The sequence below is a fragment of the Streptomyces sp. NPDC090022 genome (assembly GCF_044748145.1).
GTDB lineage: Bacteria > Actinomycetota > Actinomycetes > Streptomycetales > Streptomycetaceae > Streptomyces.
The window spans coordinates 819,436-845,855 of record NZ_JBIVFN010000001.1 but is presented as its reverse complement, the minus strand read 5'-3'; the positions used below and the strand labels follow the sequence as shown (position 1 = coordinate 845,855).

At 74.1% G+C, this 26,420-nt stretch carries 27 protein-coding genes; 13 read left to right on the top strand and 14 right to left on the bottom strand.

Annotated elements, in window-relative coordinates:
* Positions 1 to 127 precede the first annotated feature (127 nt).
* From ACIPXB_RS03755 to ACIPXB_RS03740, 4 genes are all read left to right on the top strand, one after another.
* Entirely contained in the window at positions 128 to 295 is a 168-nt protein-coding gene (locus ACIPXB_RS03755) for a hypothetical protein (RefSeq protein ID WP_401444064.1), read from the top strand.
* The gene (locus ACIPXB_RS03750) at positions 292 to 1,371 is read left to right on the top strand and encodes an FUSC family protein (protein ID WP_401444061.1); all 1,080 of its coding nucleotides are present in this window, start codon (positions 292 to 294) and stop codon (positions 1,369 to 1,371) included. Before ACIPXB_RS03755 ends, ACIPXB_RS03750 begins: the two co-directional genes overlap by 4 nt.
* Before the next feature lie 131 nt (positions 1,372 to 1,502).
* Entirely contained in the window at positions 1,503 to 2,108 is a 606-nt protein-coding gene (locus tag ACIPXB_RS03745) for a TetR/AcrR family transcriptional regulator (RefSeq protein WP_401444058.1), read from the top strand.
* Complete coding sequence (locus ACIPXB_RS03740) at positions 2,105 to 3,019, top strand: SDR family oxidoreductase (protein ID WP_401444055.1); 915 nt, start codon at positions 2,105 to 2,107, stop codon at positions 3,017 to 3,019. The genes ACIPXB_RS03745 and ACIPXB_RS03740 overlap by 4 nt, the downstream gene beginning before the upstream one ends.
* A gap of 29 nt (positions 3,020 to 3,048) precedes the next feature.
* Here ACIPXB_RS03740 and ACIPXB_RS03735 read toward each other — a convergent pair whose 3' ends face one another.
* Positions 3,049 to 3,843 carry an SDR family NAD(P)-dependent oxidoreductase gene (locus ACIPXB_RS03735; protein WP_401444052.1) on the bottom strand — a complete coding sequence of 265 codons (795 nt, stop codon included), beginning with the start codon at positions 3,841 to 3,843 and terminating at the stop codon, positions 3,049 to 3,051.
* 181 nt (positions 3,844 to 4,024) lie between these two features.
* Between ACIPXB_RS03735 and ACIPXB_RS03730 the strand changes: the two genes are divergently transcribed.
* Positions 4,025 to 4,618, top strand: a complete 594-nt coding sequence (locus ACIPXB_RS03730; protein WP_401444049.1) for a TetR/AcrR family transcriptional regulator — start codon at positions 4,025 to 4,027, stop codon at positions 4,616 to 4,618.
* 9 nt (positions 4,619 to 4,627) lie between these two features.
* On the opposite strand, the gene ACIPXB_RS03725 is transcribed toward ACIPXB_RS03730, so the two are convergent.
* From ACIPXB_RS03725 to ACIPXB_RS03710, 4 genes are all read right to left on the bottom strand, one after another.
* Entirely contained in the window at positions 4,628 to 5,308 is a 681-nt protein-coding gene (locus tag ACIPXB_RS03725) for a M15 family metallopeptidase (protein ID WP_401444046.1), read from the bottom strand.
* Positions 5,309 to 5,417: 109 nt separating this feature from the next.
* On the bottom strand, positions 5,418 to 6,284 hold the full coding sequence (locus tag ACIPXB_RS03720) for an arylamine N-acetyltransferase (protein WP_401444043.1): 867 nt from the start codon (positions 6,282 to 6,284) through the stop codon (positions 5,418 to 5,420).
* A 148-nt stretch (positions 6,285 to 6,432) separates the two neighbouring features.
* Entirely contained in the window at positions 6,433 to 6,960 is a 528-nt protein-coding gene (locus ACIPXB_RS03715) for a putative immunity protein (protein WP_401444040.1), read from the bottom strand.
* Positions 6,961 to 7,366: 406 nt separating this feature from the next.
* Positions 7,367 to 7,990, bottom strand: a complete 624-nt coding sequence (locus ACIPXB_RS03710) for a TetR/AcrR family transcriptional regulator (protein ID WP_401444037.1) — start codon at positions 7,988 to 7,990, stop codon at positions 7,367 to 7,369.
* Positions 7,991 to 8,117: 127 nt separating this feature from the next.
* Between ACIPXB_RS03710 and ACIPXB_RS03705 the strand changes: the two genes are divergently transcribed.
* Positions 8,118 to 8,906 (top strand): SDR family NAD(P)-dependent oxidoreductase, encoded by a 789-nt coding sequence (locus ACIPXB_RS03705; protein WP_401444034.1) that lies wholly within the window; start codon positions 8,118 to 8,120, stop codon positions 8,904 to 8,906.
* 68 nt (positions 8,907 to 8,974) lie between these two features.
* Here ACIPXB_RS03705 and ACIPXB_RS03700 read toward each other — a convergent pair whose 3' ends face one another.
* Positions 8,975 to 10,060 carry a PI-PLC domain-containing protein gene (locus ACIPXB_RS03700; RefSeq protein WP_401444031.1) on the bottom strand — a complete coding sequence of 362 codons (1,086 nt, stop codon included), beginning with the start codon at positions 10,058 to 10,060 and terminating at the stop codon, positions 8,975 to 8,977.
* Between the two features lie 252 nt (positions 10,061 to 10,312).
* Complete coding sequence (locus ACIPXB_RS03695) at positions 10,313 to 11,767, bottom strand: MFS transporter (protein ID WP_401444028.1); 1,455 nt, start codon at positions 11,765 to 11,767, stop codon at positions 10,313 to 10,315.
* A 100-nt stretch (positions 11,768 to 11,867) separates the two neighbouring features.
* Here ACIPXB_RS03695 and ACIPXB_RS03690 point away from each other — a divergent pair, with 100 nt between their 5' ends.
* Together ACIPXB_RS03690 and ACIPXB_RS03685 are read left to right on the top strand one after the other, a co-directional pair.
* A complete protein-coding gene (locus tag ACIPXB_RS03690; protein ID WP_401444025.1) occupies positions 11,868 to 12,761 on the top strand; it encodes a helix-turn-helix transcriptional regulator in 894 nt (297 codons plus the stop codon).
* A 103-nt stretch (positions 12,762 to 12,864) separates the two neighbouring features.
* Positions 12,865 to 14,226: an FAD-dependent oxidoreductase gene (locus tag ACIPXB_RS03685; protein WP_401444022.1), complete on the top strand. Its 1,362-nt coding sequence runs from the start codon at positions 12,865 to 12,867 to the stop codon at positions 14,224 to 14,226.
* A 99-nt stretch (positions 14,227 to 14,325) separates the two neighbouring features.
* Here ACIPXB_RS03685 and ACIPXB_RS03680 read toward each other — a convergent pair whose 3' ends face one another.
* From ACIPXB_RS03680 to ACIPXB_RS03665, 4 genes are all read right to left on the bottom strand, one after another.
* A complete protein-coding gene (locus ACIPXB_RS03680; protein WP_401444020.1) occupies positions 14,326 to 14,913 on the bottom strand; it encodes a putative glycolipid-binding domain-containing protein in 588 nt (195 codons plus the stop codon).
* Between the two features lie 53 nt (positions 14,914 to 14,966).
* On the bottom strand, positions 14,967 to 16,322 hold the full coding sequence (locus tag ACIPXB_RS03675) for a phytase (RefSeq protein ID WP_401444018.1): 1,356 nt from the start codon (positions 16,320 to 16,322) through the stop codon (positions 14,967 to 14,969).
* Between the two features lie 361 nt (positions 16,323 to 16,683).
* A complete protein-coding gene (locus ACIPXB_RS03670; protein WP_401444016.1) occupies positions 16,684 to 17,613 on the bottom strand; it encodes a hypothetical protein in 930 nt (309 codons plus the stop codon).
* Between the two features lie 224 nt (positions 17,614 to 17,837).
* Positions 17,838 to 18,305 carry a hypothetical protein gene (locus ACIPXB_RS03665; protein ID WP_401444014.1) on the bottom strand — a complete coding sequence of 156 codons (468 nt, stop codon included), beginning with the start codon at positions 18,303 to 18,305 and terminating at the stop codon, positions 17,838 to 17,840.
* A gap of 374 nt (positions 18,306 to 18,679) precedes the next feature.
* Here ACIPXB_RS03665 and ACIPXB_RS03660 point away from each other — a divergent pair, with 374 nt between their 5' ends.
* The 4 genes from ACIPXB_RS03660 to ACIPXB_RS03645 all read left to right on the top strand — a co-directional run bounded on the left by ACIPXB_RS03660 (position 18,680) and on the right by ACIPXB_RS03645 (position 23,334).
* Entirely contained in the window at positions 18,680 to 19,180 is a 501-nt protein-coding gene (locus tag ACIPXB_RS03660; protein ID WP_401444012.1) for a lamin tail domain-containing protein, read from the top strand.
* Positions 19,181 to 19,365: 185 nt separating this feature from the next.
* Positions 19,366 to 19,950: an RNA 2',3'-cyclic phosphodiesterase gene (gene thpR / locus ACIPXB_RS03655; protein WP_401444009.1), complete on the top strand. Its 585-nt coding sequence runs from the start codon at positions 19,366 to 19,368 to the stop codon at positions 19,948 to 19,950.
* 69 nt (positions 19,951 to 20,019) lie between these two features.
* On the top strand, positions 20,020 to 20,616 hold the full coding sequence (locus ACIPXB_RS03650) for a class I SAM-dependent methyltransferase (protein WP_401444007.1): 597 nt from the start codon (positions 20,020 to 20,022) through the stop codon (positions 20,614 to 20,616).
* Between the two features lie 177 nt (positions 20,617 to 20,793).
* Positions 20,794 to 23,334: a discoidin domain-containing protein gene (locus tag ACIPXB_RS03645; RefSeq protein ID WP_401444005.1), complete on the top strand. Its 2,541-nt coding sequence runs from the start codon at positions 20,794 to 20,796 to the stop codon at positions 23,332 to 23,334.
* A 70-nt stretch (positions 23,335 to 23,404) separates the two neighbouring features.
* On the opposite strand, the gene ACIPXB_RS03640 is transcribed toward ACIPXB_RS03645, so the two are convergent.
* The 3 genes from ACIPXB_RS03640 to ACIPXB_RS03630 are packed head-to-tail and all read right to left on the bottom strand — an operon-like array spanning position 23,405 to position 25,513.
* Positions 23,405 to 23,719, bottom strand: coding sequence for a hypothetical protein (locus ACIPXB_RS03640; RefSeq protein WP_401444003.1), 315 nt, complete (start codon positions 23,717 to 23,719; stop codon positions 23,405 to 23,407).
* Positions 23,716 to 25,056: a hypothetical protein gene (locus tag ACIPXB_RS03635; protein ID WP_401444001.1), complete on the bottom strand. Its 1,341-nt coding sequence runs from the start codon at positions 25,054 to 25,056 to the stop codon at positions 23,716 to 23,718. Before ACIPXB_RS03635 ends, ACIPXB_RS03640 begins: the two co-directional genes overlap by 4 nt.
* Position 25,057: 1 nt before the next feature.
* Positions 25,058 to 25,513 carry a hypothetical protein gene (locus tag ACIPXB_RS03630; RefSeq protein WP_401443999.1) on the bottom strand — a complete coding sequence of 152 codons (456 nt, stop codon included), beginning with the start codon at positions 25,511 to 25,513 and terminating at the stop codon, positions 25,058 to 25,060.
* 445 nt (positions 25,514 to 25,958) lie between these two features.
* On the opposite strand from ACIPXB_RS03630, the gene ACIPXB_RS03625 reads away from it, so the two are divergent.
* Positions 25,959 to 26,381, top strand: a complete 423-nt coding sequence (locus ACIPXB_RS03625) for a subtilase-type protease inhibitor (protein WP_401443997.1) — start codon at positions 25,959 to 25,961, stop codon at positions 26,379 to 26,381.
* Positions 26,382 to 26,420: the final 39 nt, after the last annotated feature.

Here is a 26,420-nt window from a genome sequence, read left to right as displayed (position 1 = left end):
GGGTCCGAGTCCGGCCCCGTACGACCGGCCGACCACCCCCCGGCCGGTCGTACGGGGCCGCCGCGTGGACCCGCGCGCGCGGCGCGGCTGCCTCCGGCCCCGCAGCCGTACGCCTACGATCGCCGCCATGACCGCACAGCAGCCGCCGGGTTCCGGGTCCGGGGCCCTCGCCGTGCCGCCCGCGTACCGGACCGGCGCGGGCCGGGTGCTCCCGTGCGCCACCGGTCACCCGGGCCGACGGCGGGCGGCCCCGACCGCCGAACGCACCGGCGCCCACGCCTGCGCCCGGCGGTGACGTACCGCGGGAAGCCGGTCCGGCCCGCGGCGGCCGAGGGGCCGGCGCACCCGGCCGCCGCGGCGCGGCGCCGGTTCGGCGCGGTGGTGGGACCGGCGGCCCGCCTGGTGGTGTGCGCCGCCGTGTCGTGGGGCCTGTGCGTCCGGCTCGGCACCAGCACGGCCCCGGTGCCGGCCGCCCTCCCCGCCGTGCTGATCCTGCGCGGGGACCTCTTCGCCGCTCCCCGGCTGGCCCTGGAGCGGCTCGCCGGAGTCGTGGTGGGGGTGCTCGTCGGCGTGGCTGTCCTGCACTGGTTCCCGGTCTCCACCACCTCGTTCCTGCTCATGCTGGTCTGCGGCTGTGCGGGCATGTACCTGCTGGGCGGGGCGAGTTCCCCCAACCAGCAGGTCCTGATCTCCGCCCTGCTGATCTACGCCACGCCGGTGCCGGGATACCCGCTGGCCAGACTGGCGGAGAGCACGGTCGGCATCGCCGTCGTGGCCCTCCTCGGTCCCCTGCTGTGGCCGCCCGACCCCTGCCGCGCGGCACGGGAGGGCCTGGACGCGTACCGGACCGACCTGTCCGCCCTCCTCGACGGCATCGCGGCCCGGGCGGCCCTCGGACAGCCGGCCCCCGCCGGGCCGGGGGCCGCCGGGCTCTGGCAGCGGCCCCGCGAACTGGCCGCCCAGGCCGACGGGACGACCGCGCGGCTGCGCCTCCTGCCGTGGCGGAGCGCCGACCGGACCCGCCTGGCGGACCTGCGGCCCCGGCTGCGCCTGGCGGCGCGCACCGCGCTCACCCTCCAGTTCTTCACGGACGAACTGGCGGACCGGGCCCGCGACCGGGCCACCGTGCCCGACGAGGCCGTACGCGACCTCGCCCCGCTGCTGCGGGCCACGGCCCGCGCGCTCGACGAGGCCCTGCGGGGAGCGGACTGCACCGCCGCGCTGCGCCGTGCCCGCGCACTCGACGCCGCCCACCGCACCGCCCACCCGACCCGGCACGACGCCGTCCTGCGCACCGGGCTCCACCTCACCCACGAGGCGCTCACAGCCCATCTGGCGCGACCGGCACCGCAGGACGACGGCACCTCCTAGTCCCGTACCAGGGATCGGCCTCCTCGTCGTCGCCACCTCCGGTGCCTCTGCGCATGGTTTAATAAATGAACGTACATTTACTATCGGAGGGTCGGCGGAGAGAGATGGGGCGTCCCCGCGGGGTCGAGGATGTGGTGATCCTTCGCGCGACGGCGCAGGTCATGGGGCGGGTGGGGCCCACGGGCCTCACGCTGGCCGCCGTGGCGCGCGAGGTCGGGCTCGCACCGGCGACGCTGGTGCAGCGCTTCGGGTCCAAGCGCGGCCTGCTCCTGGCACTGGCCGAGCAGTCCGAGCGGGACGCGGGCGAGCTGGCGGAGCTGGCGCGCCAGTCGCACGACTCGGTGCTCGGGGCCCTGGCGGCGCTGACGACGAAGTCGGCGGCCGAGATGGCCACGCCGGAGAGCTTCGCCCATCATCTGGCGTTCCTGTGCATCGATCTCGGCGATCCGGAGCTCTACGAGCGCGCGCTGGCCGTCCACCGCACCCAGAAGCGGGCGATCGAGGGGCTGCTGACGGAGGCGGCCGGTGCGGGCGAGCTCCGGGCCGGGACCGATACCGCGGCGCTGGCCCGCACCGTCCAGGCGATCGTCGCCGGTACGGGCCTGGCCTGGGCGCTCGACCGCGAAGGAACCCTCGAGCAGCGGCTCCGGCACGAGCTCGGCGTCGTCCTGTCCCCCCACCTTCCGCCCCGGCACGACCACGGCGACGGCCACGACCACGACCTGGAGGAATCATGACGACCGACGCACGCCCGCTGACCGGAAAGGTGGCCCTGGTCGCCGGCGGTACCCGGGGCGGCGGCCGGGGCATCGCCGTCGAGCTCGGCGCCGCCGGCGCCACCGTGTACGTCACCGGCCGCAGCAGCGGCACCGGCGGACGCTCCGAACTGGACCGCCCGGAAACCATCGAGGAGACCGCCGAAAAGGTCACCGCCGCGGGCGGGCTGGGCATTGCGGCCCGGACCGACCACAGCCGTCCGGACGAGGTCCGGGCCCTCGTCGACCGGATCTCCGCCGAACAGGGCGGACGGCTCGACATCCTGGTCAACTCCGTCTGGGGCGGGGACCCGCTGACCGACTGGGAACGCCCGGTGTGGGAGCAGGATCTGGACACCGGTCTGCGGCTGCTGCGACAAGCGGTGGAGACCCACATCATCACCAGCCGGTTCGCGCTTCCCCTCATGGTCGCCCGCGGGAGCGGCCTGGTCGTGGAGGTCACCGACGGCAACACCGCCCGCTACCGCGGCACGTTCTTCTACGACCTGGCGAAGTCCGCCGTCATCCGCCTCGCCGTCGCCCAGGCCGCCGAGCTGCGGCCCCATGGCGTCGCCGCCGTGGCCCTCACGCCCGGTTTCCTGCGCTCGGAGGCCATGCTGGAACACTTCGGCGTCACCGAGGCCAACTGGCGCGACGGCGCTGCCCAGGACCCGAACTTCGCCCACTCCGAGACCCCGGCCTACCTGGGCCGGGCCGTCGCCGCCCTGGCCGCCGACCCGGACATCATGGCCAAGTCCGGCCGGGCCCTGGCCACCTGGGGCCTGTACCGGGAGTACGGCTTCACCGACACCGACGGCACACAACCGGACTTCGCCGCCCATTGGGCCGAGCACCTGGAGGCGGAGTACGGCCCCCTCGGGGACCCCCTGTGAGCGCCGACGGCCGCTGACCCGGGGAGCCCTTACCGGTGGGCGCGCTGGGCCTCGACGATCTTGCGCATGGAGCCGCCGCCGAAGCCCGCCCTGGCCTGGACCCGTTCGGCGAAGCGGGGGAACTGGCCCGCGACCGCGCTCAGCAGCCGCAGTTCCAGCGGGGCCACGTTGACCTCGCACAGGTCGCGCCGGACGGCCCGTACGACGCCGTCGGCCACCTGGCCGGGGGTGACCGTGCGGATCCGGTTCGGGGTGCTGGCGCCGGTCGCCGCGAACATGCCGGCGTCGCGGACGAAGCCGGGCTGGACCAGGGAGACGCCCACGCCGGTACCGATGAGGTCCTGGCGCAGGGCGAGGGCGAAGCCGCGCAGCCCGAACTTGGTCGCGTTGTACAGGGAGGAGGAACGGGTCGCCGCCTTGCCGGAGATGGATCCCACCAGCACGATGTGGCCGCGGCCACGCTCCGCCATCCGCGCGGCGAGCAGCCGGGAGAGCAGCACGGGGGCACGCAGGTTGACGTCCAGGGCCCGGTCGATCTGGTCCTCGGTGTAGTCGAGGAGTTCGCCGCTGGCCGGCAGCGCGGCGTTCGCGATCAGCAGGTCGGTGTCCGCGCACTCCTCGGCGAGGCGGGAGACGTCCGTACGGGAGGCGAGGTCGGCGACGACCGGGCGCGCGCCGTACGCGTCCGCGGTGGCCCGCAGCGCCTCCTCCCGCCGCCCGGTGATCACGAGCCGGGCGCCCCCGGCCGCCAGGGCCGCGGCCAGGGCCGTACCGATCCCTCCGGTGGCGCCGGTGAGCAGAACCTGCGATCCGCGTACGTCCACGGCAACTCCCCTTCCCGGGCTGTTCGTTCGAACGAACAGTAGGGATGACGGGAGAGGTCTGTCCAGAGCCCGGGACGGCCCGGACGAGCACCGCACCGGCCGCCGGACCGGCACCGCACCGGCCGCCGGGCTCGCCGGGGGTGCCCGGACGTGCCGTCAGGCGCTGCGGCAGAATGCCGTCATGTCCAGCGACTCCGCCCCGGCCGCCGTGCCCGGCCCCGCCTCCGGCACCCGTCAGAACATCATCGACGCCGTGCTGCGGATCATCGGGCAGGACGGGATCGCCGCCGTGAGCAACCGGCGGATCGCGAAGGAGGCGGAGGTCTCCCTCGGGTCCATCACCTACCACTTCGCCACCCAGCACGAACTCCTGCGCGAGAGCCTGCTGCTCTTCGTGGCCGAGGAGACCCGGCACTTCACGGCCCTGGCCGACGAGTGCCCGGACGACTGCCTCGACATCCGGCAGGCGGCCGAGGTGGTGGCCCTGGTCGCGGGCGGCGACGGTTTCGACAGCCGGCACATCGCGCCGTTCGAGCTGTACGTCCAGGCCGGCCGGGACGAGCGGCTGCGCGCGGCCGCGGCCGAGTGCTTCGCGGCGTACGACCGCCTGGCCGCCCGTATCCTGACCCGCCTCGGTCTGCCGGACGCGGACCGCATGGCCCCGGCCGTCGTCGCGGTGGTCTTCGGGCAGCAGCTGCGCCGGCTGGCCACGGGCGCGCCCATGGAGGACCTCGTCGACGCCCTGCTGGTCCTGACCCGGCGCACCGGCGGCTGAGCGGCCGGTTCAGCCGCTGCTCGCGGAGAAGTGCTGGTAGTCCGGGTTGCTCCAGCGGCCGCCCCAGTACCAGCCGACGGCACCGAACGCCCGCACCACCACACCGCCGCCGTCGATCATCCCGAGCCGGACGGGCTCGCGCCGCAGGTAGTCCCGGCCCGCCGGCGGGTGCACCGTCCCGCTCACGTCGACGTACGGGTTCTCGACGGGGTTGATGTCCACGGCGTCGCCCCACGCGTGCCGGGAGAGCTTTCCGGGATCCCCGACCACCGGCCGGCAGTTGAAGGCGGACGTGTTGTCGTCGGCCATCGACCGGAGGTCGTCTCCCCCGTACTCGGCCATCACCCGCATCCGCCGGATCGGGAACCGGGCCTCGAAGGCCTGGCCGAAGGCCTGGATCAGCGGGGCCACCGCGTCCTGGTGCGCGATCAGCTCGCCCCGGTGCACCTGGCCGTCGAACCCCCAGTGGTTCATCCGTATCAGGCGCAGCCGCTCCGGCGGCACGGGGCACCCGGGCCCGTGGCTCGCGCCGAGCTTGCCGGGGGGCACGTCCGTGACGGCGGCGGCGAGCACGGGCACCCGCGCGGCGGGCCGCACGGGTACCGTGACCTGCGACGACGGCGCGGTGCACGACACCGTGCTCACGCACAGCGCGGCCGCCACGATGAGGGAACCGGACGAAGGGCGCACGCTTCACGGTACGTCGGCCCCGCCCGCACCCGGGTTCGATATGCACCCATTCGGGTGATCCCGGCCGCCCCTGGCGACCTACGGCCGGCGTAGGGGCGGTGGGCGGCGGTCAGGGGGTGTCGGGCCGCCCGGCGGTCAGCCGGGTGATCACGTCGGCGTCGAGGTCGATGCCGAAGTCCTCCCGCAGGACCCGCTGGAGGTCGCCGGGTCCGATCTCGCTCTCGGTCCGGGTACCGTCCGGCAGCGTGGTGCTCCAGGTCAGTCCGTCGATCTGGTCGTGCCGGGTGGCGCTGAACCGCTGGGCGAACAGCCGCTTCACGAACGGCGAGCGGGGGTGGGTGCCGACGTAGTGGCTGCCGACCACGTAGTCGATCCGGTACTGCGGGTTCAGCGTGAAGGTGTGCCGGTCGACCCAGCCCTCCGGCCCGTACTGGTGCAGCCACCAGTGCGCGAAGCCCTGCGCGTCCGGACGGCGTTCCATACGGAAACGCCATCCGTCGAACTCCGACTCGGCACCGTCGGCGAGTTCGACCGGCTCCAGCGGGCCGCCGCCGAAACCGACGTCGCACAGCCAGGTCCGGTCGTCGTCGGCGGGGGTGACGGCCAGCAGGGCGTGGGTCGCCGGGAGGATCTTGTCCGCGCCGAGCGAGACCCGTCCGCTGAGGGCGGTGAACCGGAAGCCGAGCCTTTTGAGGGCCGCGGCGAAGAGGGTGACGTGCTCGTAGCAGTAGCCGCCGCGGGGACTGCGGACGAGTTTGTCCTGGACGGACTCGATGTCGAGGGGCAGTGGGATGCCGAGGACGGCGCTCACGTTCTCGAACGGGATCGAGGTGGTGTGCCCGCGGTGCACGGCGCGCAGGCACGCCAGGGTGGGTGCGCGCTCGCCGGTGTGGCCGATGCGTGCGAGGTAGGCGTCGAGGTCCAGCAGGTCCCCGTGCCATCCGTCCCCGCGGTCGCGCACTGCGGTCGTCGTCATGCTCGTCCGTCCTCCCCGTGGTCCTGCTGCATTCGGCTCCGACCCTAAATGATGATCTTCCCCCTGCGGCGCCGGCGGGTGGCGCGCCCGGGCACCGGACGCCGGATGCCCGGCGCCGGGTAGCCAGGCTGCCGGCGCGGCACCGGTCTCAGGAGTCCCGCAGGGCCGCGTCGAGCGCGTGGTACAGCGCGTCCAGCCGGCTGCGGCCGGGGCTGCGGGCGGGCAGCTGCCGCACGAGCGCGCGCACCTCGGGCGGCACGTGGCCGCTCGCCCACCGGATCTCCTCGTCCCCGGGCCCGGTGCCCGTCCCGACCGCGATCTCACGGGCGCGCGCCCCGTACACGGCGGGCGCGAGGACATGCCGGGACTGGTGCGGGGTGACGAGGGGATGGAGGTACGGGACCGCCGCCGCGTAGCCGGCGGCGCGGGCGGCGGCGGTGGCGGCCGGATCGCCGGCCTCGCGGGCGGCCGCGAGGGCCGCCCACGCGAGGGAGCGCAGCCGCGCGGTCCGCTTCCCGTCGCGCACGAAGTCCCGGACACCCTCGATCGCTTCGCGCGGGCGGGCGTCGTCCGCGACCGCCGCCTCGAACAGCGGCAGCACGCGCTCGGCACAGTCGCCGGCCCACCGCGCGAGGGACCGCCGGTCCTCGTCACCGATGGTCAGTGGGTCAACCACAGCTCCAGCCCTCCGGATCCGGCTTCCCGTCTGCGGACTTCCTATCCGACCGGGCCGGCGGGCGGCAAACGAGTTATGCCGCGGCGCCGACCTCCCGAGATGTGCGGTGCGCCCGGTCGGCGCATGATGGCCGAAGGCCGGCAGGCCCGGGCGGGCGCCGGCCTTCCGGGGCGGTACGTCCGCCCGCCCCCCCACGAGCGGCCGGGAGGCGAGACGTGGAGTTCGACGAGTCGCGCAGGGCCTGGGGCATGATCATCGCCACGGTCACGATCATCCTGGCCAACCTGCTGGCGATCATCCTGATGAACGTCTTCGGGCGGTGACCGGACCGGGGCCAGGACCGGGGTCCGGAGCGGGGTCAGGACCGGGGCCAGGACCGGGGTCAGGACCGGGGTCAGGACCGGGGTCAGGAACCCGGCGGCGCCGGGGTCCCGGGGTGCGGGCGCAGGCCGGTCAGCAGCACGTCGAGGGCGAGATCCGTCGCCTCGGACAGCGGCGTGTCCTCGAGCAGGGAGCCGACGGCCAGGGCGGCCAGGCCGTGCACCGTGGAGAACGCCACCTGCGCGAGACGGGCGGGGTCGCCCTCCCGTACGGCACGCTCCCGCTGGGCGAGCGCGATCAGTTCGGCGGCGATCCGCAGGCTCTCGTGGCCGCGCTCGCGCAGCTCCGCGCTGGAGTCGTCGGCGTGCTTGGCCGTGAACATCAGGCTCAGCAGGGGTGCGTGCGCGACGGCGAAGCCGATGTACGCGCGCCCCATGCCCGCGAGCCGCCCGGCGACCGGACCGGGCGCGTCCACGGCCGCCCGGAGGCGTTCGTTGAGCCGGACGAAGCCGTTGGTGGCGAGCGCGTCGAGCAACGCCTGCCGGTCACGGAAGTGGCGGCCCGGCGCCGCGTGGCTGACCCCGAGATCGCGCGCGAGGGCACGCAGGGACAGGCTGTCCGCCCCCGAGGTCACGAGGACGGTCTCCGCACGCGCCAGCAGGGCTTCGCGGAGGTTGCCGTGGTGGTAGGGCGCATCGGTGCCGGTCAAGGCGGTCTCCCCTTCCTCCGGAGGATGCGATGTTGTCATTGACAACAATGTTTGCTCTGCCTACATTCGAAAGTATCCCCCATCGCGGGCGATCTGCCCGTATGCCCCCCGGAACGGAGCGCCGACCATGTCGATGACCTACCGCGGAACCACCGCCCTGATCACCGGGGCCAGCGCCGGCCTCGGCGTCGAGTTCGCCCGGCAGTGGGCGGAGCGCGGGGCGGACGTCGTCCTCGTCGCCCGGCGGGTCGACCGGCTGGAGGAGCTGGCGGCCGACCTCGAGCGCCGGCACGGGGTCAAGGCCCGCCCGATCGCCGCGGACCTCGCCGCGCCGGGCGCGGCGGCCGCGCTGCACGCCGAGCTCGACACGCTCGGCATCCCGGTCCACACCCTGATCAACAACGCCGGCTTCGGCAGCCACGGCCCGTTCGCCGCCCAGGAGCCCGCGCAGATCAGCGAGATGATCCAGCTCAACGTGGCGGCGGTCGCGGACCTGACGCGGCAGTTCCTGCCGGCGCTGGTGGCCGACGGCCGGGGCGCGCTCGTCAACATCGCCAGTTCGGCCGCCTACCAGCCGACCCCGTCGATGGCGGTCTACGGCGCCACCAAGGCCTTCGTCCTGAACTTCACCGAGGCCGTCGCGTACGAGACACGGGCGTCCTCCCTGCGGGTGCTCGCCGTCTCGCCGGGCCCGGTGCGCACCGAGTTCTTCGACGTCGTCGGGACCCCGGACGCCGCCGTCGGCCGGATGGCCACCCCCGCCGAGGTCGTCACCGCGACGCGCCGCGCGCTGGAGCGGGCCACGACCCCGCCCAGCATCGTCGTCGGTCTCGGCAACCGGTTCTCCGCCACGGCGTCCACGCTGGCGCCCCGCCGCCTGGCCCTGACCGTGGCGGGACACGCCCTGAAGGCCTGAACCCGGGCCTCACACCCTCACATCACACGACGGACCCGCGCGGCGAACCCGCCGACCCGAGTGCGGGACTAACGTGACGGACTCGCGTTGAGCTCCGCGACGACGGAGGCCGGCGTGTGGCCGCTGCCGTCCGACACGCGGTGGAAGTCGACGGAGACGAAGTTCGGCCCGCGGCCCCCGGCGGCGGGGCGGCACCGTTCGGCGATGCGGTCGCGCAGCTTGGCGCCGTTGTCCAGGGCCGCCGTCAGGACGGTGGGCACGTTGCGGTGGTGGCTCATCGTGAACAGCCGCCGGAATCCCGGCTCCTGCCGGTCCAGCGGTACGTCGGACCAGCGGCTGACGCACGCGAGGTCATGGCCCAGGTCCCCCAGGCTCCAGTAGTTGCTCACCGTCCAGGACTTGTCGTACATGACGCCCAGGTGCTCGCGGTCGGACCGGTCCGAGAAGATCAGCAGGCGCTTCCCCGCGGTGACGAGGTCGGCCACCTTCGGCCAGCCGTGCTGCCCCACGCCCCACTCCTCGGGCCGGAACAGCAGCCCGGACAGTCCGCCGACCCGGTCGAGGGACTGCCGCAGCTGGTCGGCGCTGACGTAGTCCTCGAGGAAGACGGTCACCACCTCCTGCGGGTGGGCGGCGAGGAAGTCCACCACGGTCCGCAGGGTGCCGTGGAAGGACTGCCGCGGCAGGGCGTACGTGGCACCGGCGAAGGCCTTGCAGTCGCCGTGGCACAGGTACACGTCACTGGGGTAGCAGTCGCTGCCGAAGCTGATGACGCACAGCCAGGTGCTGCGCTCGTACCAGTGCGTGTCCAGGCTCAGGCCGCGGACGCCGTGGTCGAGCTGGGCCCGTACCGACTCGGTCTGGTTCACCGAACTCCAGCGGGAGTCCTCGTAGTTGGTGAAGGCGTTGTGCGTGGCGAGGAAGGCGACCTCGTCCAGGCGCCGGTCGCCCCAGCGGGCGGTGGCCGGGTCCGCCGCGACGGCGGGGCCGGCGGAGGAGGCGGTGGTGGTGGTCGGGCGGGTGCCGGGCGGGGGCGCGGCGCTCGCCGCGGACACCGCGCCCAGGAGCGCCAGCAGGAGCAGGAACACGACGGCGTACCGCCCGCCCCGGCGGCGTCCACGCACCCTCGACTTCGCCATGCCCACGTCAATCATGGACGGGAGACTACCGCCCGGAACCGGGTCCGTCCCGGCGAACGACGAAGACCCCGGCCCCCACAGGGGGCCGGGGTCTTCCGCGGAGCGCTGGGCAGGCCTTGCACCTGCATCTCCCCACAGGAAGTGGGGTGCCTTTCCTTGGACCACCAACGCCAGGCCCACCACCGCGGACCGCGGCGCGAGCTCAAGATCTACTGTAGCCCATCCGGGACACCGCCCGCACCCACCTCCCCTCCCCGCGCCCGCCGTTCAGCGCATGCCCGGCAGACGCAGGCTGAGCAGCGCCGTCAGGGCGATCAGCACGAGCTGCACCAGCAGGGTGACGCACACCGCCGCGCGCATGCCCGCCGCCGGGACCAGGGCGAGGAAGAGGCTGCCGAGCGTGGCGACCCCGAGCGCCAGCGAGGACTGCTGGGCGGTGATCATGACGCCGCCGCCCACGCCCGCCCGGTCGGCGGGTACGTCGGAGAGGATCAGGCGCATCAGCACCGGCAGTTGCAGCCCCTGCCCCAGCCCCGCGAGGGCCACGCCCGGGGCGAGTTCGGCGAGGCCGAGGTCCGGCCAGCCGTACCGGAGGGTGACCAGCAGGATCGCGATGCCGGCCGCCTGGAGCACGCCGCCCGCGGTGACGACGCGGCTGCCGTGGCGGCCGACCAGGCGCGGCCCCGCCAGGGAGGCCGCGAAGAAGGCCAGGGCCATCGGCACCAGCGCCAGCCCGGCCGTCACCGGGCCCATCCGCAGGCCCTGCTGGAGCACCACGGCGAGGACGAACATGAAGCCGCTGAACCCGACCGAGAACGGCACCAGCAGCACCAGACCGCGCCGCATCGACGTCAGCCGCAGCAGGCTCGGCGGCACCAGCGGGGTGCGGCCCCGGCGGTCGGCCCGGCGCTCGGTGACGTAGAAGGCGACGGTGGCGACGGGGAACACCGCGAGGCTGACCCAGGTCCACAGGGGCCAGCCGGCGGCCCGGCCCTCGGTCAGCGGCAGCAGCAGGGAGACCAGCGACAGCGCGAGCAGGAGGGTCCCCGGCACGTCCACGCCGGCGGGCCGGCCGGCCCGGGTCTCCGGGACGGAGCGTACGGCGAGGACCAGGCCCAGGATCACGACGGGGACGTTGACCAGGAACACCGCGCGCCAGCCGGTCCCGGCGAGGTCCGCGGCGACCAGGACCCCGCCGAGGATCTGCCCGGCGACCATGGACAGCCCGGCGGTGGCCCCGTACAGGCTCATGGCCCGGGCCCGGCGCGGGCCCTCGGTGGTGGCCTGGATGGTGGCGAGCACCTGCGGCAGCATCAGGGCGGAGGCCGCGCCCTGGGCGACGCGGGCGGCGACCAGGGTCCAGGCGTCCGGGGCCAGTCCGCAGGCGAGGGACGTGACGCCGAACGCGGCCATGCCGACGAGGAAGAGCCGGCGGCGGCCGAGGCTGTCGCCGACGCGGCCGCCGAGGACGAGCAGGACGGCGTACGCGACGCCGTACCCGCCGACGACGAGTTCCAGCAGGGCGGGTCCGGCGGCGAGGTCGTGCTCGATGGCCGACAGCGCGACGTTGACGATGAAGAAGTCGATCAGGGGCAGGGCCGCCCCGAGGAGCACGGTGAACAGGCCCGTGCCGCCCAGGTGCGCTGCGGGTTTCCCGGCCGCCGGGGCGGGGCCCGCGGGCGCCGGAGGTACGGGGGTGGTGCGTACGGTGGTCTCAGTCACGCTCCGAGACTCCTCCCGCCGCCAGACGGGTACCAGAGTGTGCTTATCCGGGTACCAGCACTACCTGGCAACAGGATGGGCGGTCGGGCAGGCTGGACGTATGACGACCGTGGCCCCTGGAAGCGATGTCCGCCGGCACGAGCTGGCCGAGTTCCTGCGCAGCCGCCGCGAACGGATCGCGCCCGAGCAGGTCGGCCTCGTGCGGGGGCCGCGCCGGCGGACGCCCGGGCTGCGCCGCGAGGAGGTCGCGCACCTGTCGTCGGTGGGCGTGACCTGGTACACGTGGCTGGAGCAGGCGCGCGAGATCACGGTGTCGGCGCAGGTGCTGGACGCGGTCGCGCGGGCGCTGCTGCTGGACGCGAGCGAGCGCGCGCACCTGTTCGCGCTGGCCGGGAGCGCGGACCCGACGCCCCACACGCTCTGCCCCAGCGTGACGCCGGCCCTGCGGGCCATGCTCGACCAGCTGGGCCCCGTCCCGGCGTGCGTCCAGAACAGCCGGTACGACATCCTCGCCCACAACGCCACGTACGGCCGGCTCTTCGGCGATCTGGCGGGCAAGCGGCCGGAGGACCTCAACTGCATGTGGCTGGCCTTCACGGATCCCGAGTGGCGCGCGGCGGTGGTGGACCTGCCGGCCACGCACCGGACCATGGCGGCCAAGTTCCGGGCGGCGATGGCCGAGCACCTGGCGGAGCCGGCGTGGAAGACGCTGCTGGCCCGGCTGGAGGGGGCGTCGGCGGAGTTCCGGGAGGTGTGGGCGCGCCACGAGGTGGTGGGGCAGGGGGCGAAGGCGAAGTACATTCGCAACGCGCACGTGGGCCTGCTGTACCTGGAGCACACCAACCTGTGGCTGGGGCCGGCTTCCGGCCCGCGGCTGGTGGCGTACGTGCCGCTGGACGAGCAGACCCGGGAGCGGCTGGAACGCCTGGAGCGCTTGGAGCACCTGGAGAAGCCGGCGGCCACGACGTCCGCACCCCTCACCCCCCGGTCATAAATCCCGTTGATGGGGTCATAAAGAGGGGCCGGGTGCACACTTAGGATACCCTTAGTTTACAGTTCCCCTTGATCGCGTTTTGGACGTTCGAAGGGAATCTGTCATGCCTCGCCCCCTGCGCGTAGCAATTGTCGGTGCCGGTCCCGCGGGGATCTACGCCGCCGACGCGCTGCTGAAGTCCGAGGCGGCCGCCGAACCCGGCGTGTCCATCGACATCTTCGAGCGCATGCCCGCGCCCTTCGGCCTGATCCGCTACGGTGTCGCCCCCGACCACCCGCGCATCAAGGGCATCATCACGGCCCTGCACCAGGTGCTCGACAAGCCGCAGGTGCGCCTCTTCGGGAACGTCGACTACCCGACGGACATCTCGCTCGACGACCTGCACTCCTTCTACGACGCCGTGATCTTCTCGACGGGCGCCACCGCCGACCGCGCGCTGGACATCCCGGGTGTCGAGCTCGACGGCTCCTACGGCGCCGCCGACTTCGTCTCCTGGTACGACGGCCACCCGGACGTCCCGCGCACCTGGCCGCTGGACGCGGAGAAGGTCGCGGTCCTCGGCGTCGGCAACGTCGCCCTCGACGTCGCCCGCATCCTCGCCAAGACCGCCGACGAGCTGCTGTCCACCGAGATCCCGCCGAACGTGTACGACGGCCTCAAGGCCAACAAGGCGCTGGAGGTGCACGTCTTCGGCCGGCGCGGCCCGGCGCAGGCCAAGTTCAGCCCGATGGAGCTGCGCGAGCTCGACCACTCCCCCAGCATCGAGGTCATCGTCAACCCCGAGGACATCGAGTACGACGAGGGCTCGATCGCCGAGCGCCGCAAGAACAAGCAGACCGACATGGTCGCCAAGACCCTGGAGAACTGGGCGATCCGCGACATCGGCGACCGTCCGCACAAGCTGTTCCTGCACTTCTTCGAGTCGCCGGCCGAGGTCCTCGGCGAGGACGGCAAGGTCGTGGGCCTGCGCACCGAGCGGACCGAGCTCGACGGCACCGGCAACGTCAAGGGCACCGGCGAGTTCACGACCTGGGACGTCCAGTCGGTCTACCGCGCGGTGGGCTACCTCTCGGACGAACTCCCCAAGCTGCCCTGGGACGTCGAGTCGGGCACGGTCCCGGACGAGGGCGGCCGTGTGATCGAGGCCGGGCAGCACATGGCGTCGACGTACGTCACGGGCTGGATCCGCCGCGGTCCGATCGGCCTGATCGGGCACACCAAGGGCGACGCGAACGAGACGGTGGCGAACCTGCTGGCCGACCACGCCGAGGGCCGCCTGCTGACGCCGGCCACGCCCGCGCCGGACGCCGTCGACGCCTTCCTGGCCGACCGGGGTGTGCGCTACACCACGTGGGAGGGCTGGTACCGGCTGGACGCGGCCGAGAAGGCCCTGGGCGAGCCGCAGGGCCGCGAGCGCGTGAAGATCGTCGAGCGCGAGGGCATGCTCGACGCCAGCGGCGCCTGACCCGACCCCCGGACCCCGGCTCCGGGACCCCGGCCCCCGTCCTGGGCACGGCTCGCAGGGGACCCGGCGGCGCCGCCGCCGGGTCCGGCCCGCCGCGCCTCAGGACGTGGCGCGGCGGCGTGCCAGTTCCGGGTAGCCGACGACCAGGCCGTCCTCGTCGAACTCGACGTCGGCGGTGAAGTCCCCGGAGGCGTACCGGATCAGGGCGCCCGCGCCGTCGGTGCGGCCCAGGTGCGTGTACGTCTGCCGGGAGGCCGTGACGGTCAGGTCGGGCACGGACACCCAGGCCATCAGGAACACCTGCTCGCCCGGGTCCCGGTGCAGGGCGTGCCGCAGGACGGGCATGGTGTTGGTGAGCGGGCACAGGCCCAGGTCACAGTCCAGCGCCCCGTCCAGGTCCGGCCGCGGGTGGCCGTCGACGCTCCACCGGCCGGCCACCGAGCGCCGCAGGTCCAGCTCCCGGACCCGGAGGGCGTCCTCGACGCGTACGGTCAGGTGCCGGGTGACGAAGTCCTCGCCGGCCTCCAGCGCGTAACTGAGCCAGTACGGCTCGGGCTCCGTGCCCACGGCCCTGCCGCGGGCACGGAGCCCGGCCGGCCCCGGCGGGCCCCCGTCGATCTCCACCCAGGCGGTCTCCAGCCCGCCGCTCGCCATCACTTCCCAGGTCAGCACGTGGTGTTCGGTCACCCGGCCAACCTACTGGCGATCGCGTCCGCGGCCCGGCACGCCCGCCCGGCGGGTCAGCCGTCGATGCGGTCCAGCACCTTGCCCAGGTCGACGAACTTGAAGCCGGTCGCGGTGCGCGCCCCGTCGTGCGGGGCGTCGTGGCCGTCCTGGACGACGAGCAGGCCACGCGGATACAGCGGGCCGAGCGGCTGGTCGAGGGCGGCCGCGCCGTCGCACTCCTCGGAGCCGTCGAGCTCACGGGTGCGGGCGGTGATCCGCAGGCCCGCCTCGTACTCGTTGTCCTCGTCGACCTCGCGGTCGTAGAAGGCGAAGGTGTCGTCGCCCTGGCTGGAGACCATGAGGTAGCCGTCGCCGTCGGGCTCGTCGATCAGGGTGAGCCCTTCGACGTCGGCGGACAGCCGGCGGCCGCCGTGACCGGGGTCGGCGCCGGCGACGCACTCCCCGCTCTCCTCGTCGTACGTGGCCGGTACGCCGTACTCGCGCACCCTGTCGACGAGTTCGGGACGGGAGGTGAGGTCGGCGCGGACGCGCCAGATGCCGACGTCCTCCTGGCCGGCGTAGAGCATGCCGTTGGCCGGGTCGACGACCATCCCCTCGACCTGGGGGCGCTCGCCGGGCTCCGCGCACGGCGTCCAGGTGCCGCCGTCCGGCATCCGGAAGGAGCCCGGAAGGTCCAGGGTGCGGACCTTCCGGTAGCCGACGGTGCCGCCGGGCGCGGCGAGGAGTTCGAGGAGCGCGACCGTCGTCTCGTGGCGGCGGCTGACCAGCGCGTACGACCGGCCCGTGGCGGGGTCGGTCCAGGTGGCCAGGCCGTACGCCGTGCGCTGTTCGTTGATCTCCGACTGGTCGGCGGAGAAGACCGGGCGGGCGGCGGGGTCGGTGATGTCGGTGAGGGGGCTGTGCGGCCGGCCGGGGTCGATCCGGTAGAAGCGCAGGCGGTCGTTGCCGCGGTCGGTGACCACCGCGAGGTCGGCGCGCCCGGGGGTCAGGCGCGAACCCTGCACCAGGTCGACGTTGTTGAACCGGCCCGGCGCGTCGTCCGCGCCGGGGCCCGCCGGTGCGGGCAGGGCCTGGACCTCGCGCGCGTCGAGCCCGTACACGCGCAGGCCGCCCTCCTTGGCGGTGGCGACGACCAGGCTGCGGGCGGGGTCGAGGCGGTTGCGCCAGATCGCGGGGTCGTCGGCGTCGGCGTTGCCGCCGGCCTCGTCGTCGAAGAGCGGCGCGGTCTCGGCCGTGGGGGTCACGGCGGGCAGCGCGGCGGAGGGCGGCCGGGCGGTCCCGGGAGCGTGGGCGGAGGCGGAGGCGGGGACGGGGTGCGCGGCCGCCGGAGCGGTGAGGGCGGTGGCGAGGACGACCGCGGCGGCACCCAGGGGAAGGGCTGCCGGCCTGGTGCGACGGTGCAGGGTCACGGAGGACTCCCATCGTCAGGGGCATGAGGGACGGTTGCTGGGCCGATCGCCGCAGAGCATCGAATTCCGGTGTGTCCAGAGGGAGTTGGGAAGACGAACCTGGGACGTGCGCGCGGTGAACTCGGCCGGGGGCGGGGCGCGGGCGCCGGCACGGCGCGCTCGGCGGACGCCCCCGGCGGCCCGTCGGGCGGACGCCTGCGGTGAACGTCGGGCGGCCGCCCCCGGTGACCCGCCGGGCCGGCGCCCCGGGTGACGATCCGTCAGGCGCACGTCCCCGATAACCCGCCGGGCCGGCGCCCCGGGTGGCGACCGTCAGGCGGACGCCTGCGGTGACACGTCGGGCGGCCGCCCCGGCGGCTCGTCAGGCTCCGCAGAGGGGCCGGGTCGTCACGTACCCGCCGCCGTTCTCGTCGTCGGTGCCCAGGAGGGCGTCGCCGGATCCGGGCAGGCATTCCATGCCCTCGACCTTGTACCGGGGGAAGGTCTCCAGCACCGTGGGGGACGTCTCGAGCGCGATCCGGGGCCGGCCCGCCGCCGACACGGTCACCCGGCCCGCGTCGCTGACCGCGGAGTCGAACGGTCCGTCGTCACCGGCGTCCGCCGCCGAGCTCACCAGGATCCGGCCCGATCCGGTCACCGAGATGTCGGAGATGTGGCGCGTGCCGTCCTCGGCCGGGTACGCCGCCCCGTACGCCCGGCGCGTCACGTCACCGAAGAGCGGCTGCCCCCACGAGGCGAACGTCACGGGCGCGGCGTACAGCGTCGCGGGACGGCCCGCGCCGGCGCCGCGGTCCGCCCACAGGGCGACGAGCCGGCCGTTCCGGGCGACGAGCGCGAAGCTCTCGAAGTCGTCGCCCGTGCCGATCGCGGGCAGGGGCGTGTGGTCGACCACGGTCGCCGTGGAGCCGGTGACCTTCATGCGGTACACGATGCCGCGGCCGGTGAGCGCCAGGTACTCCCCCGGCATCCCCGGGATGGCTTCGATGGCCTCCAGGTCGACGGGTTCGGGCCCGTCCCAGGTGATCGGCGAGACGCCGTCGGAGCCGTCGCCGTGGGTGAGCCGCGAGAGCCGCTGCTGCCCGGAGCGCTTGTTGTCGTGCACGACCAGCACGCGCACGCCGGCCCCGTCACCGGTACGGCCTTCGAAGGCGACGCCGCTGACGCCGCCCCGGGCGTCGGCGCCCGCCCGGTGCCACTCGCCGACGGCGCCGGCCAGGGTCGTACCGAGCGCCACCAGCAGCGCGGTGGTCGCGGTGAGCCAGGCCATGCGCTGCACCATCGTGGAGTTCACTGGGGTCGCTCGCCTTCCCTCGTGCGGAAGACGCGTGGTCACGCGCCGGGCGCCAGGGTATTGATCATGGCGAGCCCCGCCCAGCGGGGTGTGCTCCGTCCGGGGGAGCGCGCGGAGGGACGGCGGGCGCGGAACGCCGGGCAGCGCCCCCGGCGGTTCCGCCGCGGGCCCGCGCGGCAGCGGGCTCAGGCCTCGCGCGGGCGCGGGCGCGAGCGCGAGCGGGCTCAGGCTTCGCGGGAGCGCGAGCGGGCGCGCGCCGGGAAGTACCCGCGGGCCGCGGGCAGGTACATCGGTACGACGACCGCGGCCGCCAGCAGGTCGGGAAGGGCGGCGAGGGCAGCCCACGCCGCCGGCTGCGCTCCGCTCATGCCGAGGTCGCCGATCCGGAACAGCAGGAACGCGGCACCGAGGGCGGTCAGGGCCACCCGTGCCCAGCCGTGGCCCGCCCGCATCCGCGCCCCCACGGCCAGCCAGCCGGCCAGGAGCACGGCCAGCACCCCGCCCGACAGGGCCAGTTGCCGGGCCGCACCACGGGCTCCGAGGCTCGCCGTCAGCTCGTCCAGGCCGGTGGGCGCGACCACGAACGCACCCAGAACCCAGACCGCCGCCTCGGCGGCGACGGCGGCGAGCGTGAGCACCCATGCCGCCTCCACCGGCCGGGGCCGTCCGTCCGGCACGTTCGGTGTGTCCACGTCTCCCCCTTGCCCCGGCCGAAGGGTGTGGCCTTCGGATGATCGAACGTAACCGACCCGCGTCCGGGCACGCAATCGGCGCTGCTGTTACGGAGTCCGGAACCCGTTCGGCGCACGGGCGGGCGGCGGCACCGGGATCCGGGATCCGCGTGCGGAGGCGGCGGGCGGCGCCCGCGCGTCAACCCACCTTTGACGTATGGCTCCTACAAGCGACAGTTACGGACATATCCGCATTGTGAAACACGAGCCGATTTCGTGGCTTTTCGGGGTGGTTGGGGTCCAGAGTGTGGGTCCTCGGCACCACGCCGGGAACCGCTCGACCCCGTCCGGTTCGAACGAGCCGGGCAGGGCTGACCATTGAAGGGGTCCTCTTCATGTCTGCTTCTCTCGCGACCCGCCGCGCCCTCGCCACGGTCCTGGCCGCCGGCGCGCTGATCGGCGCGGCCGCCCTGCCCGCCGTCGCCGACGACGACCACCGGCACGACCGCCGCGGCCGCTCCTCGGTCGTCCTCGGGGAGGTCCAGCACGAGAGCCGTGGCCGCGACCGCGGTCACAACCACGACAACCGCGCCCTGAACAGGGAGTGGGTCGAGGTGAAGAACACGAGCCGGCGCGCCGTGGACCTGCGCGGCTTCACGCTGACCGACCGGGAGGGCAACCGCTACCGCTTCAAGGGCTTCCGCCTGGAGGGCCGCTCCAGCGTCAAGGTCCACACCGGCCAGGGCCGCGACACCCACCGCGACGTCTACCAGGACCGCCGTCACCAGGTGTGGAACGAGCGTGACACCGCCACCCTGCGCGACCACCGCGGGAACGTCGTCGACAGCAAGTCCTGGGGCCGCCGCGACCACCGCGACCACCGCAACCACGGCTGATCCGGAGGGGCAGCCACCCCCGTCGGGGACACGGGGACGGTGAGCTGCCGGCCACCGGGGGCGGCGTACCACGGCGAGCCGGCCGTGGTACGCCGCCCCCGGCCCACGACCGGCCGCCCCTGCCGCCGCGGGCCGCCCCCGGCCGCCGCGGCGGGTCCGGCGGCCGGTGGTGTAGGAAGGTTGTCGTGAAGGAACAGACACAGCCCTCGACGGTCCGGGTGTTCATAGCGCTCGCCCCGCCCGACGACGCGAAGGACGAGCTGGCGCGGGAGCTCGGGCCCGCGTACGCGGCGTACCCGCGCATGCGGTGGAACCGCATCGAGGACTGGCACATCACCCTGGCGTTCCTCGGCGAGCTGCCGGTACGGGACGTTCCGCCGCTGCGGCAGCCCCTGGCGGACCTCTCGGCCGCCCGACGGCCCCTGCGGCTGGCGCTGCGCGGCGGCGGGCACTTCGACGAGCGGGTGCTGTGGAGCGGCGTCGAGGGGGACCTCGAGGGGCTGCACCTGCTCACCGCCGAGGTCCGCGGCCTGGTCAAGGAGTGCGGCGTCGACTTCGTGGACCGGCCGCTGCGTCCGCATCTGACGCTGGCCCGGTCCCGCCGCGGGGACCACGTCAGCGTCCCGGAGGCCGCCACCGGCCTGGCCGCCTTCACCGGCGGGGCCTGGCCGGCCGCACGTCTGCACCTGGTCGGCAGCAACATCGGCCGCGGCCCGGGACCGATCCACTACCGCGACATCGAGGCCTGGGACTTCGCCGGCGGGCACTGAGCCCGTCCGGTCCGCCACGCTCGGTGGCGTCGCCGGTCGACAGGGGCGACGGCGTGCTTCGATGGGGCCGTGGAAGCACTCGCACGCCCGCTCCTGATCCGCGGCTTCGGCCGGCCCAGCGGTCCGCTCGGCCGGCTGGGGGGCCGGCTGATGGCCCTCGGCAACGCCGCCACCGAACGTCACGCCGTCGCCCTCGCGGCGCCCGCCGAGCGGGACGTCGTCCTGGTCGTCGGCCCCGGCCCCGGCGTCGGCCTCGAAGCCGCCGCCGAGCGCTCGGCGCACGTCATCGGGGTCGACCCCTCCGACGTCATGCTCGCCATGGCCCGCCGCCGCTGCGCGGCACAGATCCGGCGGGGCCGCGTCCGCCTCGCCCCGGGCACCGCCGCCTGCACGGGCGCGCCGGACGCCTCGGCGGACGTCGTGATCTCCGTCAACACCCTCCAGCTCTGGCCCGACGTCCCGGCCGCCCTCCGCGAACTCCACCGCGTCCTGCGCCCCGGCGGCCGCATGGTCCTCAGCGCCCACGAGAAATGGCTCCCCCTGGCCCTTCCCGCGCTCGCGGACACCGTACGCGCGGCCGGCTTCGGCGCGGTGCGCGCCTGGACCTGGGAGCCGCCGACCCGGATGGCCCCGACGGCGGCGCTGCTGAGCGCGGTACGTCCCTGAGCCACTCATCCCTCTCACGGCGGGGCGCGGCCCCGCCGCCACGCCTGCGCCGCCCGGGTCCGGCGGGCTTCGGCCGTATCCGTGCGTTCTGAGCCAACTCCACTGAGTGTGACCCGAGTTGAACTGCCATTGGCCTATCTTCTGGGAGGCATGCCTGCTTCGTCCCAGGAGGTCTGATTGCAGTCCAGGCGCATTCCCGCGCTGCCTCGCGCGATACGCCGTTCCTACGTCCTCATCGTCTTCGCCCTCGGATCCCTGCTCGTCGGGGTGACTCCCCTGCTCGGGGTCGCGAGTCCCGCCCCGGCGCCCCGTCCCGCTCCCGTGCCCTTCGAACAGCAGACGGCACAGACGTCCCCGCACCACGGCATAGCGCCGGCGAACGCCCTGGAGCCCACGGCTCCCGTCCTCGACCGGACCGGCTGGACGGCGACGGCCGACGATGAGGAGACGGCCGGTGAGGACGGCCGCGCCGGCCACGTCCTCGACGGCAACAACACGACCATCTGGCACAGCAAATGGTCCGCACCCGCCGCCCCGCTGCCGCACAGCATCACCATCGACATGCACCGCACGGCCGTCGTCTCCGCCCTCGTCTACCAGCCCCGTACCAATGGGCCCAACGGGCGCCCGGGCGAGTACAGCCTCAGTGTGAGCACGGACGGCACCAGCTGGGGCAGCCCCGTGGCCACCGGCACGCTCGCGGACGACGCGAGTGCCAAGACGCTCGGGTTCGCCCCTCAGGGGGCCCGGTTCGTGCGGCTGACGGCGCTGACCGAGGCGGGCGGGCGCGGGCCCTGGACCTCCGCGGCCGAGATCAACCTGCTGGGCGACCCCGGTACCCCGGCGGCCACGGTCGACCTGTCGCGCACCGGCTGGACGGCGACGGCCGGCGACGAGGAGACCGCCGGTGAGAACGGCCGCGCCGGCCACGTCCTCGACGGCGACAACACGACCATCTGGCACAGCAAATGGTCCGCACCCGCCGCCCCGCTGCCGCACAGCATCACCATCGACATGCACCGCACGGCCGTCGTCTCCGCCCTCGTCTACCAGCCTCGCGCCGACGGGGCGAACGGGCGGGCCGGTGCGTACACGGTGACCACGAGCGCGGACGGTGTGGCCTACGGCGCGCCGGTGGCCGCGGGCACCTGGCGGGACGACGACACCGTCAAGACCGCCACCTTCACGCGCGCCGGGAGCACCCGGTTCGTCCGGCTGACCGTGACCACCGAAGCCGGTGGCCGGGGTCCGTGGACCTCGGCGGCCGAGATCCGTCTCAGCGGACCGGCGAACCCCGCCGCGCACGGATCGTGGGGCCGGATCACCGGGTTCCCGCTGGTGCCGGTGGCCACCGCCGTGCTGCCGGGCGACAAGCTGCTGGCGTGGTCGGCGTACGCGCTCGACCGCTTCGGCGGCAGCAACGGCTACACGCAGACCGCGATCCTGGACCTCAGGACCGGCAAGGTGACGCAGCGCCGGATCGACAACACCGGTCACGACATGTTCTGTCCGGGGATAGTGATGCTCGCCGACGGCCGGGTGCTGGTCACCGGTGGCAGCAACGCGGAGAAGGCCAGCGTCTACGACCCGGCCACCGACACCTGGTCCGCGACCACCAGCATGAACATCGCCCGCGGTTACCAGGCGATGACGCTGCTGTCCACGGGTGAGGCCTTCGTGCTGGGCGGGTCCTGGAGCGGTACGGCGGGCACCGACAAGGCGGGCGAGGTCTGGTCCCCCGACACCCGCACCTGGCGCACCCTCCCGGGCGTACCGGCCGCGCCGGCGCTGACGGCGGACCCGGCCGGCGCCTACCGGGCCGACAACCACATGTGGCTGCACGCCACGTCGGGCGGCAAGGTGCTCCAGCTGGGCCCGAGCAGGCAGATGAACTGGATCTCCACCGAGGGTGGCGGCGCGATCACCGCCGCCGGGCCCCGGGCCGACAGCCAGGACGCCATGACCGGCAACGCCGTCGCCTACGACATCGGCAAGCTGCTCACGCTGGGCGGATCGCCCGCGTACGAGAAGTCGCCGGCCACCCGGCGCGCGTACACGGTGGGCATCGACGGCAGCGAGGTACGGGCCGCGCGTACGGGCGACCTGGGGCACGCCCGCGCCTTCAGCAACAGCGTCGTCCTGCCGGACGGCAAGGTGGCCGTCTTCGGCGGTCAGGCCTACCCGGTGCCCTTCAGCGACGCGACGTCCGTGCTGACCCCCGAGCTGTGGGACCCGGCGACCGGCACCTTCACCCCGCTCGCCACCATGGCGATACCGCGCAACTACCACAGCGTGGCGAACCTGCTGCCGGACGGGCGGATCTTCTCCGGCGGCGGGGGCCTGTGCGGCGAGTGCGCGACCAACCACGCCGACGGGGCGGTGTTCACGCCGCCCTATCTGCTCAACCCGGACGGCTCCGAGAAGGCGCGGCCCGTGATCACCGGTGGTGTGCCCTCCCGGGCGGACGCCGGGACGACGCTGACGGTGACCACGCAGGGGCCGGTGGCGTCGTTCGTCCTGATGCGGGCCGCGGCCGCGACCCACTCCACCGACAACGACCAGCGGCGCGTGCCGCTGGTGGCCACGGCCGCGGGGACCGGCTCGTACGCGGTGGAGCTGCCCGCCGACAAGGGGGTGGTCCTGCCGGGCACGTACATGCTCTTCGCCCTCGACGCACAGGGGGTGCCGAGCACGGCCCGGTTCCTGACCGTGTCCTAGGGCCGGGCAGGCGCGGTGTCCGGCCCGGCTCCGGGGAGCGCGGGCCGGCACCGCCGCCGGGGGTGCGCCGTCACGGCGCCAGCACCGTCAGCCGCAGCAGCGCCGCGACGGCGGGCAGCGCCGGGACCGCGTACCACCAGCGGGGCAGCCACTCGCCCTTGACGGCGACCGCCGCCAGCAGGCCGGTGACGCCCGACAGGACGAGCCCGAACACGGCGGCGTTGCGGGCGGAGGCGGCCTCCTCCGGTCCCCAGTCGCCGTTCGAGGGGAGGGACGTGCAGGCGAACCACACCCCGTACGCCGCGAGCAGGCTTCCGGCGGCCAGCAGCACCGCGCAGACCGCCGTGCCCAGCCACCCGGCCGTCCGCTTGCCGTCGCCGCTCATCCGAGGGCCTCCTTCGCCTGGTCGACGTGGTCGTCGAACTGTCTGCCGTACCGCTCGGCGTTGGGGTCCTTGTAGTACGGGCCTCCGTTGTAGCGGGCGGCCAGTTCCTGCATCTGCGCGCGGGTCATCTGCTCGGGCGGTACGTCGGCGAAGCCGCTCTCGGCCTTGAGCTGCGCGAGGTACTCGGAGGCGATGAAGATGTTCTTCGCCGGGTCGCGCACCGCGTCGACGACGACGTCGCGCTGCGTGTCGGTCAGGTGGTGCGGGTCGTATCCGAGGACCTCGGCGGCCCGGCGGACCTGGATCGCCATCGGGCCCATCGAGGTCAGGTCCGCGGCCTGCCCGCCGGAGAACGCGTTGCGGGTCGTCTGCGCGATGTCGTCCTGCCAGGTCGGATCGCCCTCGACCTCCTTCCAGGCGATGCCCGCCACCATCTCCGGCGGCAGCCCGGAGTCGTGGGCGGCGGCCCGGATCAGCTCCCGGTGCGCGGCGATGTACTCGCGGCGGCCCTCGTCGGAGTTGGACCAGAAGGGCAGGTAGTGGCCCGGTGCCTCGGGCAGGCCCGCCACGCGGGTCGAGATCCGGCTGAGGGCCTCGGTGACCACCACGTTCCCGCCGACCGTGGAGATCTCGTCGGTCTTCACGCCCGTGCCCGGCAGTTGGAGCAGGGCTCCGGAGCCCGCCTCGCGCACTTCCCGCTGGAGCGGCCCCAGCCCCCTGAGCAGGGCGGCCGGGTCGCCGGCCGGGCCCTGGTACTCGGGGATGGTCCGGTGCGCAGCCCGGATCGCGGCGACACAGGTGTGCCGGGCCTCGGACTCCGCGCGCCGGGCGTCGTCGTAGTGGCCGGCGGCCTGGCCGTGGAGCCGGTCGGCGTCCTCGCGGATGGCGTCGACGTCCACGGTGACCTCGGCGAGGAAGTCCAGGACGCCCGTGGTGCCCCGCAGGTCCTCCCACTGGCGCATGGGGGTGGCGGCGCGGGCGGTGGGGGTGATGGCCGTCGCCTCGCGGGAGATGACCCGGGCGAGCTCGCCCTCGCTGCTCACACCGCTGCGGTAGTGGCTCTTGGCGGTGGTGACGGCGTCGGCATAGGCGGCCAGCGCGGTGCCGACCGAGCGGAAGGCCGCGGACAGCGTGTCCGCGAGCTCCTTGGTCTCCTTGAGCCGGCCCACGTACAGGTCGCGGGCCTCGCTGCGCCAGTCGATCCGGGCGGCCTTGAGGAAGGACTCGTCGGTGGACTCCATCAGCCGGTGCAGGCGCGCGTACTCCTGGGCGCCCCGGTCGATGAGGGCGGGGCTGGCGTCCTCGAGGAAGCGGACGTCGGTGCGGTAGGTGGTCATCTCAGGCCACCACGTCCTTGGGCTTGCGGTAGACACCGCACTCGACCAGGGCGCTCAGCTGCGCCCGGGCCGCCTCGTCGATCTCGGTGTACGCGTTCCCGGACGACTCCAGCTTGGTCGACAGGCCGGCCAGGAGCGCCACCGTGTCGTTGTACTGGTCCTTCGCGAACGTGGCGAAGTCGAGGACGGCGGCCGCCACGTCGGCGTGGGCGCGCGGCGAGCGGGGCGCGGTGGCGTTGTCGCCGTCCATGCGGCCGGCGTAGAGCAGTCCGGCGATCTCCATCAGCAGGTGCGCGTTGCCGTTGATGGAGGCGGTGTTCGCGTGGAAGCCGTCGCCGCTCGGGGCCGACCCGGTGGCGCCGGAACCCGCGCCGGCCTGGTTGAGGCGGGTGCTCGCCTGCGCCGACCGGTCCGAGGCGCCCGCCTTGGCCCGCCCCCACTCCTCCTCGAACGACACCGCGCCCACCCCCTCCTTCGAGCTCCTTCGAGCAATCGGAAGATCATATTCCCACAGTGGGCGGACTCCCCCGCACCTCACGGCAGTTCGGGCGGTTCCGGGGCGACCCGGGACGGATCGGGGCGGTGCGCACGACCGCCTGAGCGGCGGTATCCGGTCAAGCTGCATGGCCGTTCGATGAACGCCGCTCCACCGGCCGCTGGTCAGCGGGTTCAAGGAGGCACGTCGCGAGCGCGCTCACTCCCCGTTTCCCCATGGATACCGTGCGGTACGTCCCGCGTGAGCTGCTCGAACGGCCATGCGGTGCCCGCTATCCGAACGGAGTGTCCGTAAATCGGTCATCGATGTGCGAGGCACCTTCGCATCGGACAGACTCATCGAGGTCAAACCGAAGGAACGCAAAACATTTACGCGTTCAACCTTTGAATCGAAAGCGAGTTCCGTCGTGCGTCACCGTTTCGCCGCTGTCTCCGCCGCCGCCCTCCTCTGCCTGGCCGGCGCGACCGGGATCGCGGAAGCCAAGCCCACCAGCCTGTACGCCCCGTCCGCCATGGTCTTCGCCGTCGCCAAGGGCGACGGCGACACGGCGACCGTCCTGCGGGCCTCCACCCTCAGCTGCGCGCCGTCCGCCCAGGGCACCCACCCCGACCCCGAGGCCGCCTGCGCCGCCCTGAACGCCACCGACGGGGCGTTCGACCAGCTGCTGGCCTCCCCGAACCAGAACCGGGCGTGCCCCATGCACTACGACCCGGTCACGGTGACCGCGGACGGCGTCTGGCAGGGCAGCCGCGTCTCGTGGAAGCACACCTTCGGCAACTCCTGCGCCATGAACGCCACCCTCAACGGCAACGCCGTCTTCGCGTTCTGACGAGCTGTCGGCCCGGCTTCCGCCGGCCGGGCCTCCCGC

What these genes read in the sequence shown, in the direction of transcription:
- ACIPXB_RS03755 (WP_401444064.1), top strand. Translation starts at nt 128, where the DNA reads ATGACCGCACAGCAGCCGCCGGGTTCCGGGTCCGGGGCCCTCGCCGTG.
- ACIPXB_RS03740 (WP_401444055.1), top strand. Translation starts at nt 2,105, where the DNA reads ATGACGACCGACGCACGCCCGCTGACCGGAAAGGTGGCCCTGGTCGCC.
- ACIPXB_RS03730 (WP_401444049.1), top strand. Translation starts at nt 4,025, where the DNA reads ATGTCCAGCGACTCCGCCCCGGCCGCCGTGCCCGGCCCCGCCTCCGGC.
- ACIPXB_RS03720 (WP_401444043.1), bottom strand. Translation starts at nt 6,284, where the DNA reads ATGACGACGACCGCAGTGCGCGACCGCGGGGACGGATGGCACGGGGAC.
- ACIPXB_RS03705 (WP_401444034.1), top strand. Translation starts at nt 8,118, where the DNA reads ATGTCGATGACCTACCGCGGAACCACCGCCCTGATCACCGGGGCCAGC.
- ACIPXB_RS03700 (WP_401444031.1), bottom strand. Translation starts at nt 10,060, where the DNA reads ATGATTGACGTGGGCATGGCGAAGTCGAGGGTGCGTGGACGCCGCCGG.
- ACIPXB_RS03690 (WP_401444025.1), top strand. Translation starts at nt 11,868, where the DNA reads ATGACGACCGTGGCCCCTGGAAGCGATGTCCGCCGGCACGAGCTGGCC.
- ACIPXB_RS03685 (WP_401444022.1), top strand. Translation starts at nt 12,865, where the DNA reads ATGCCTCGCCCCCTGCGCGTAGCAATTGTCGGTGCCGGTCCCGCGGGG.
- ACIPXB_RS03660 (WP_401444012.1), top strand. Translation starts at nt 18,680, where the DNA reads ATGTCTGCTTCTCTCGCGACCCGCCGCGCCCTCGCCACGGTCCTGGCC.
- ACIPXB_RS03640 (WP_401444003.1), bottom strand. Translation starts at nt 23,719, where the DNA reads ATGAGCGGCGACGGCAAGCGGACGGCCGGGTGGCTGGGCACGGCGGTC.
- ACIPXB_RS03635 (WP_401444001.1), bottom strand. Translation starts at nt 25,056, where the DNA reads ATGACCACCTACCGCACCGACGTCCGCTTCCTCGAGGACGCCAGCCCC.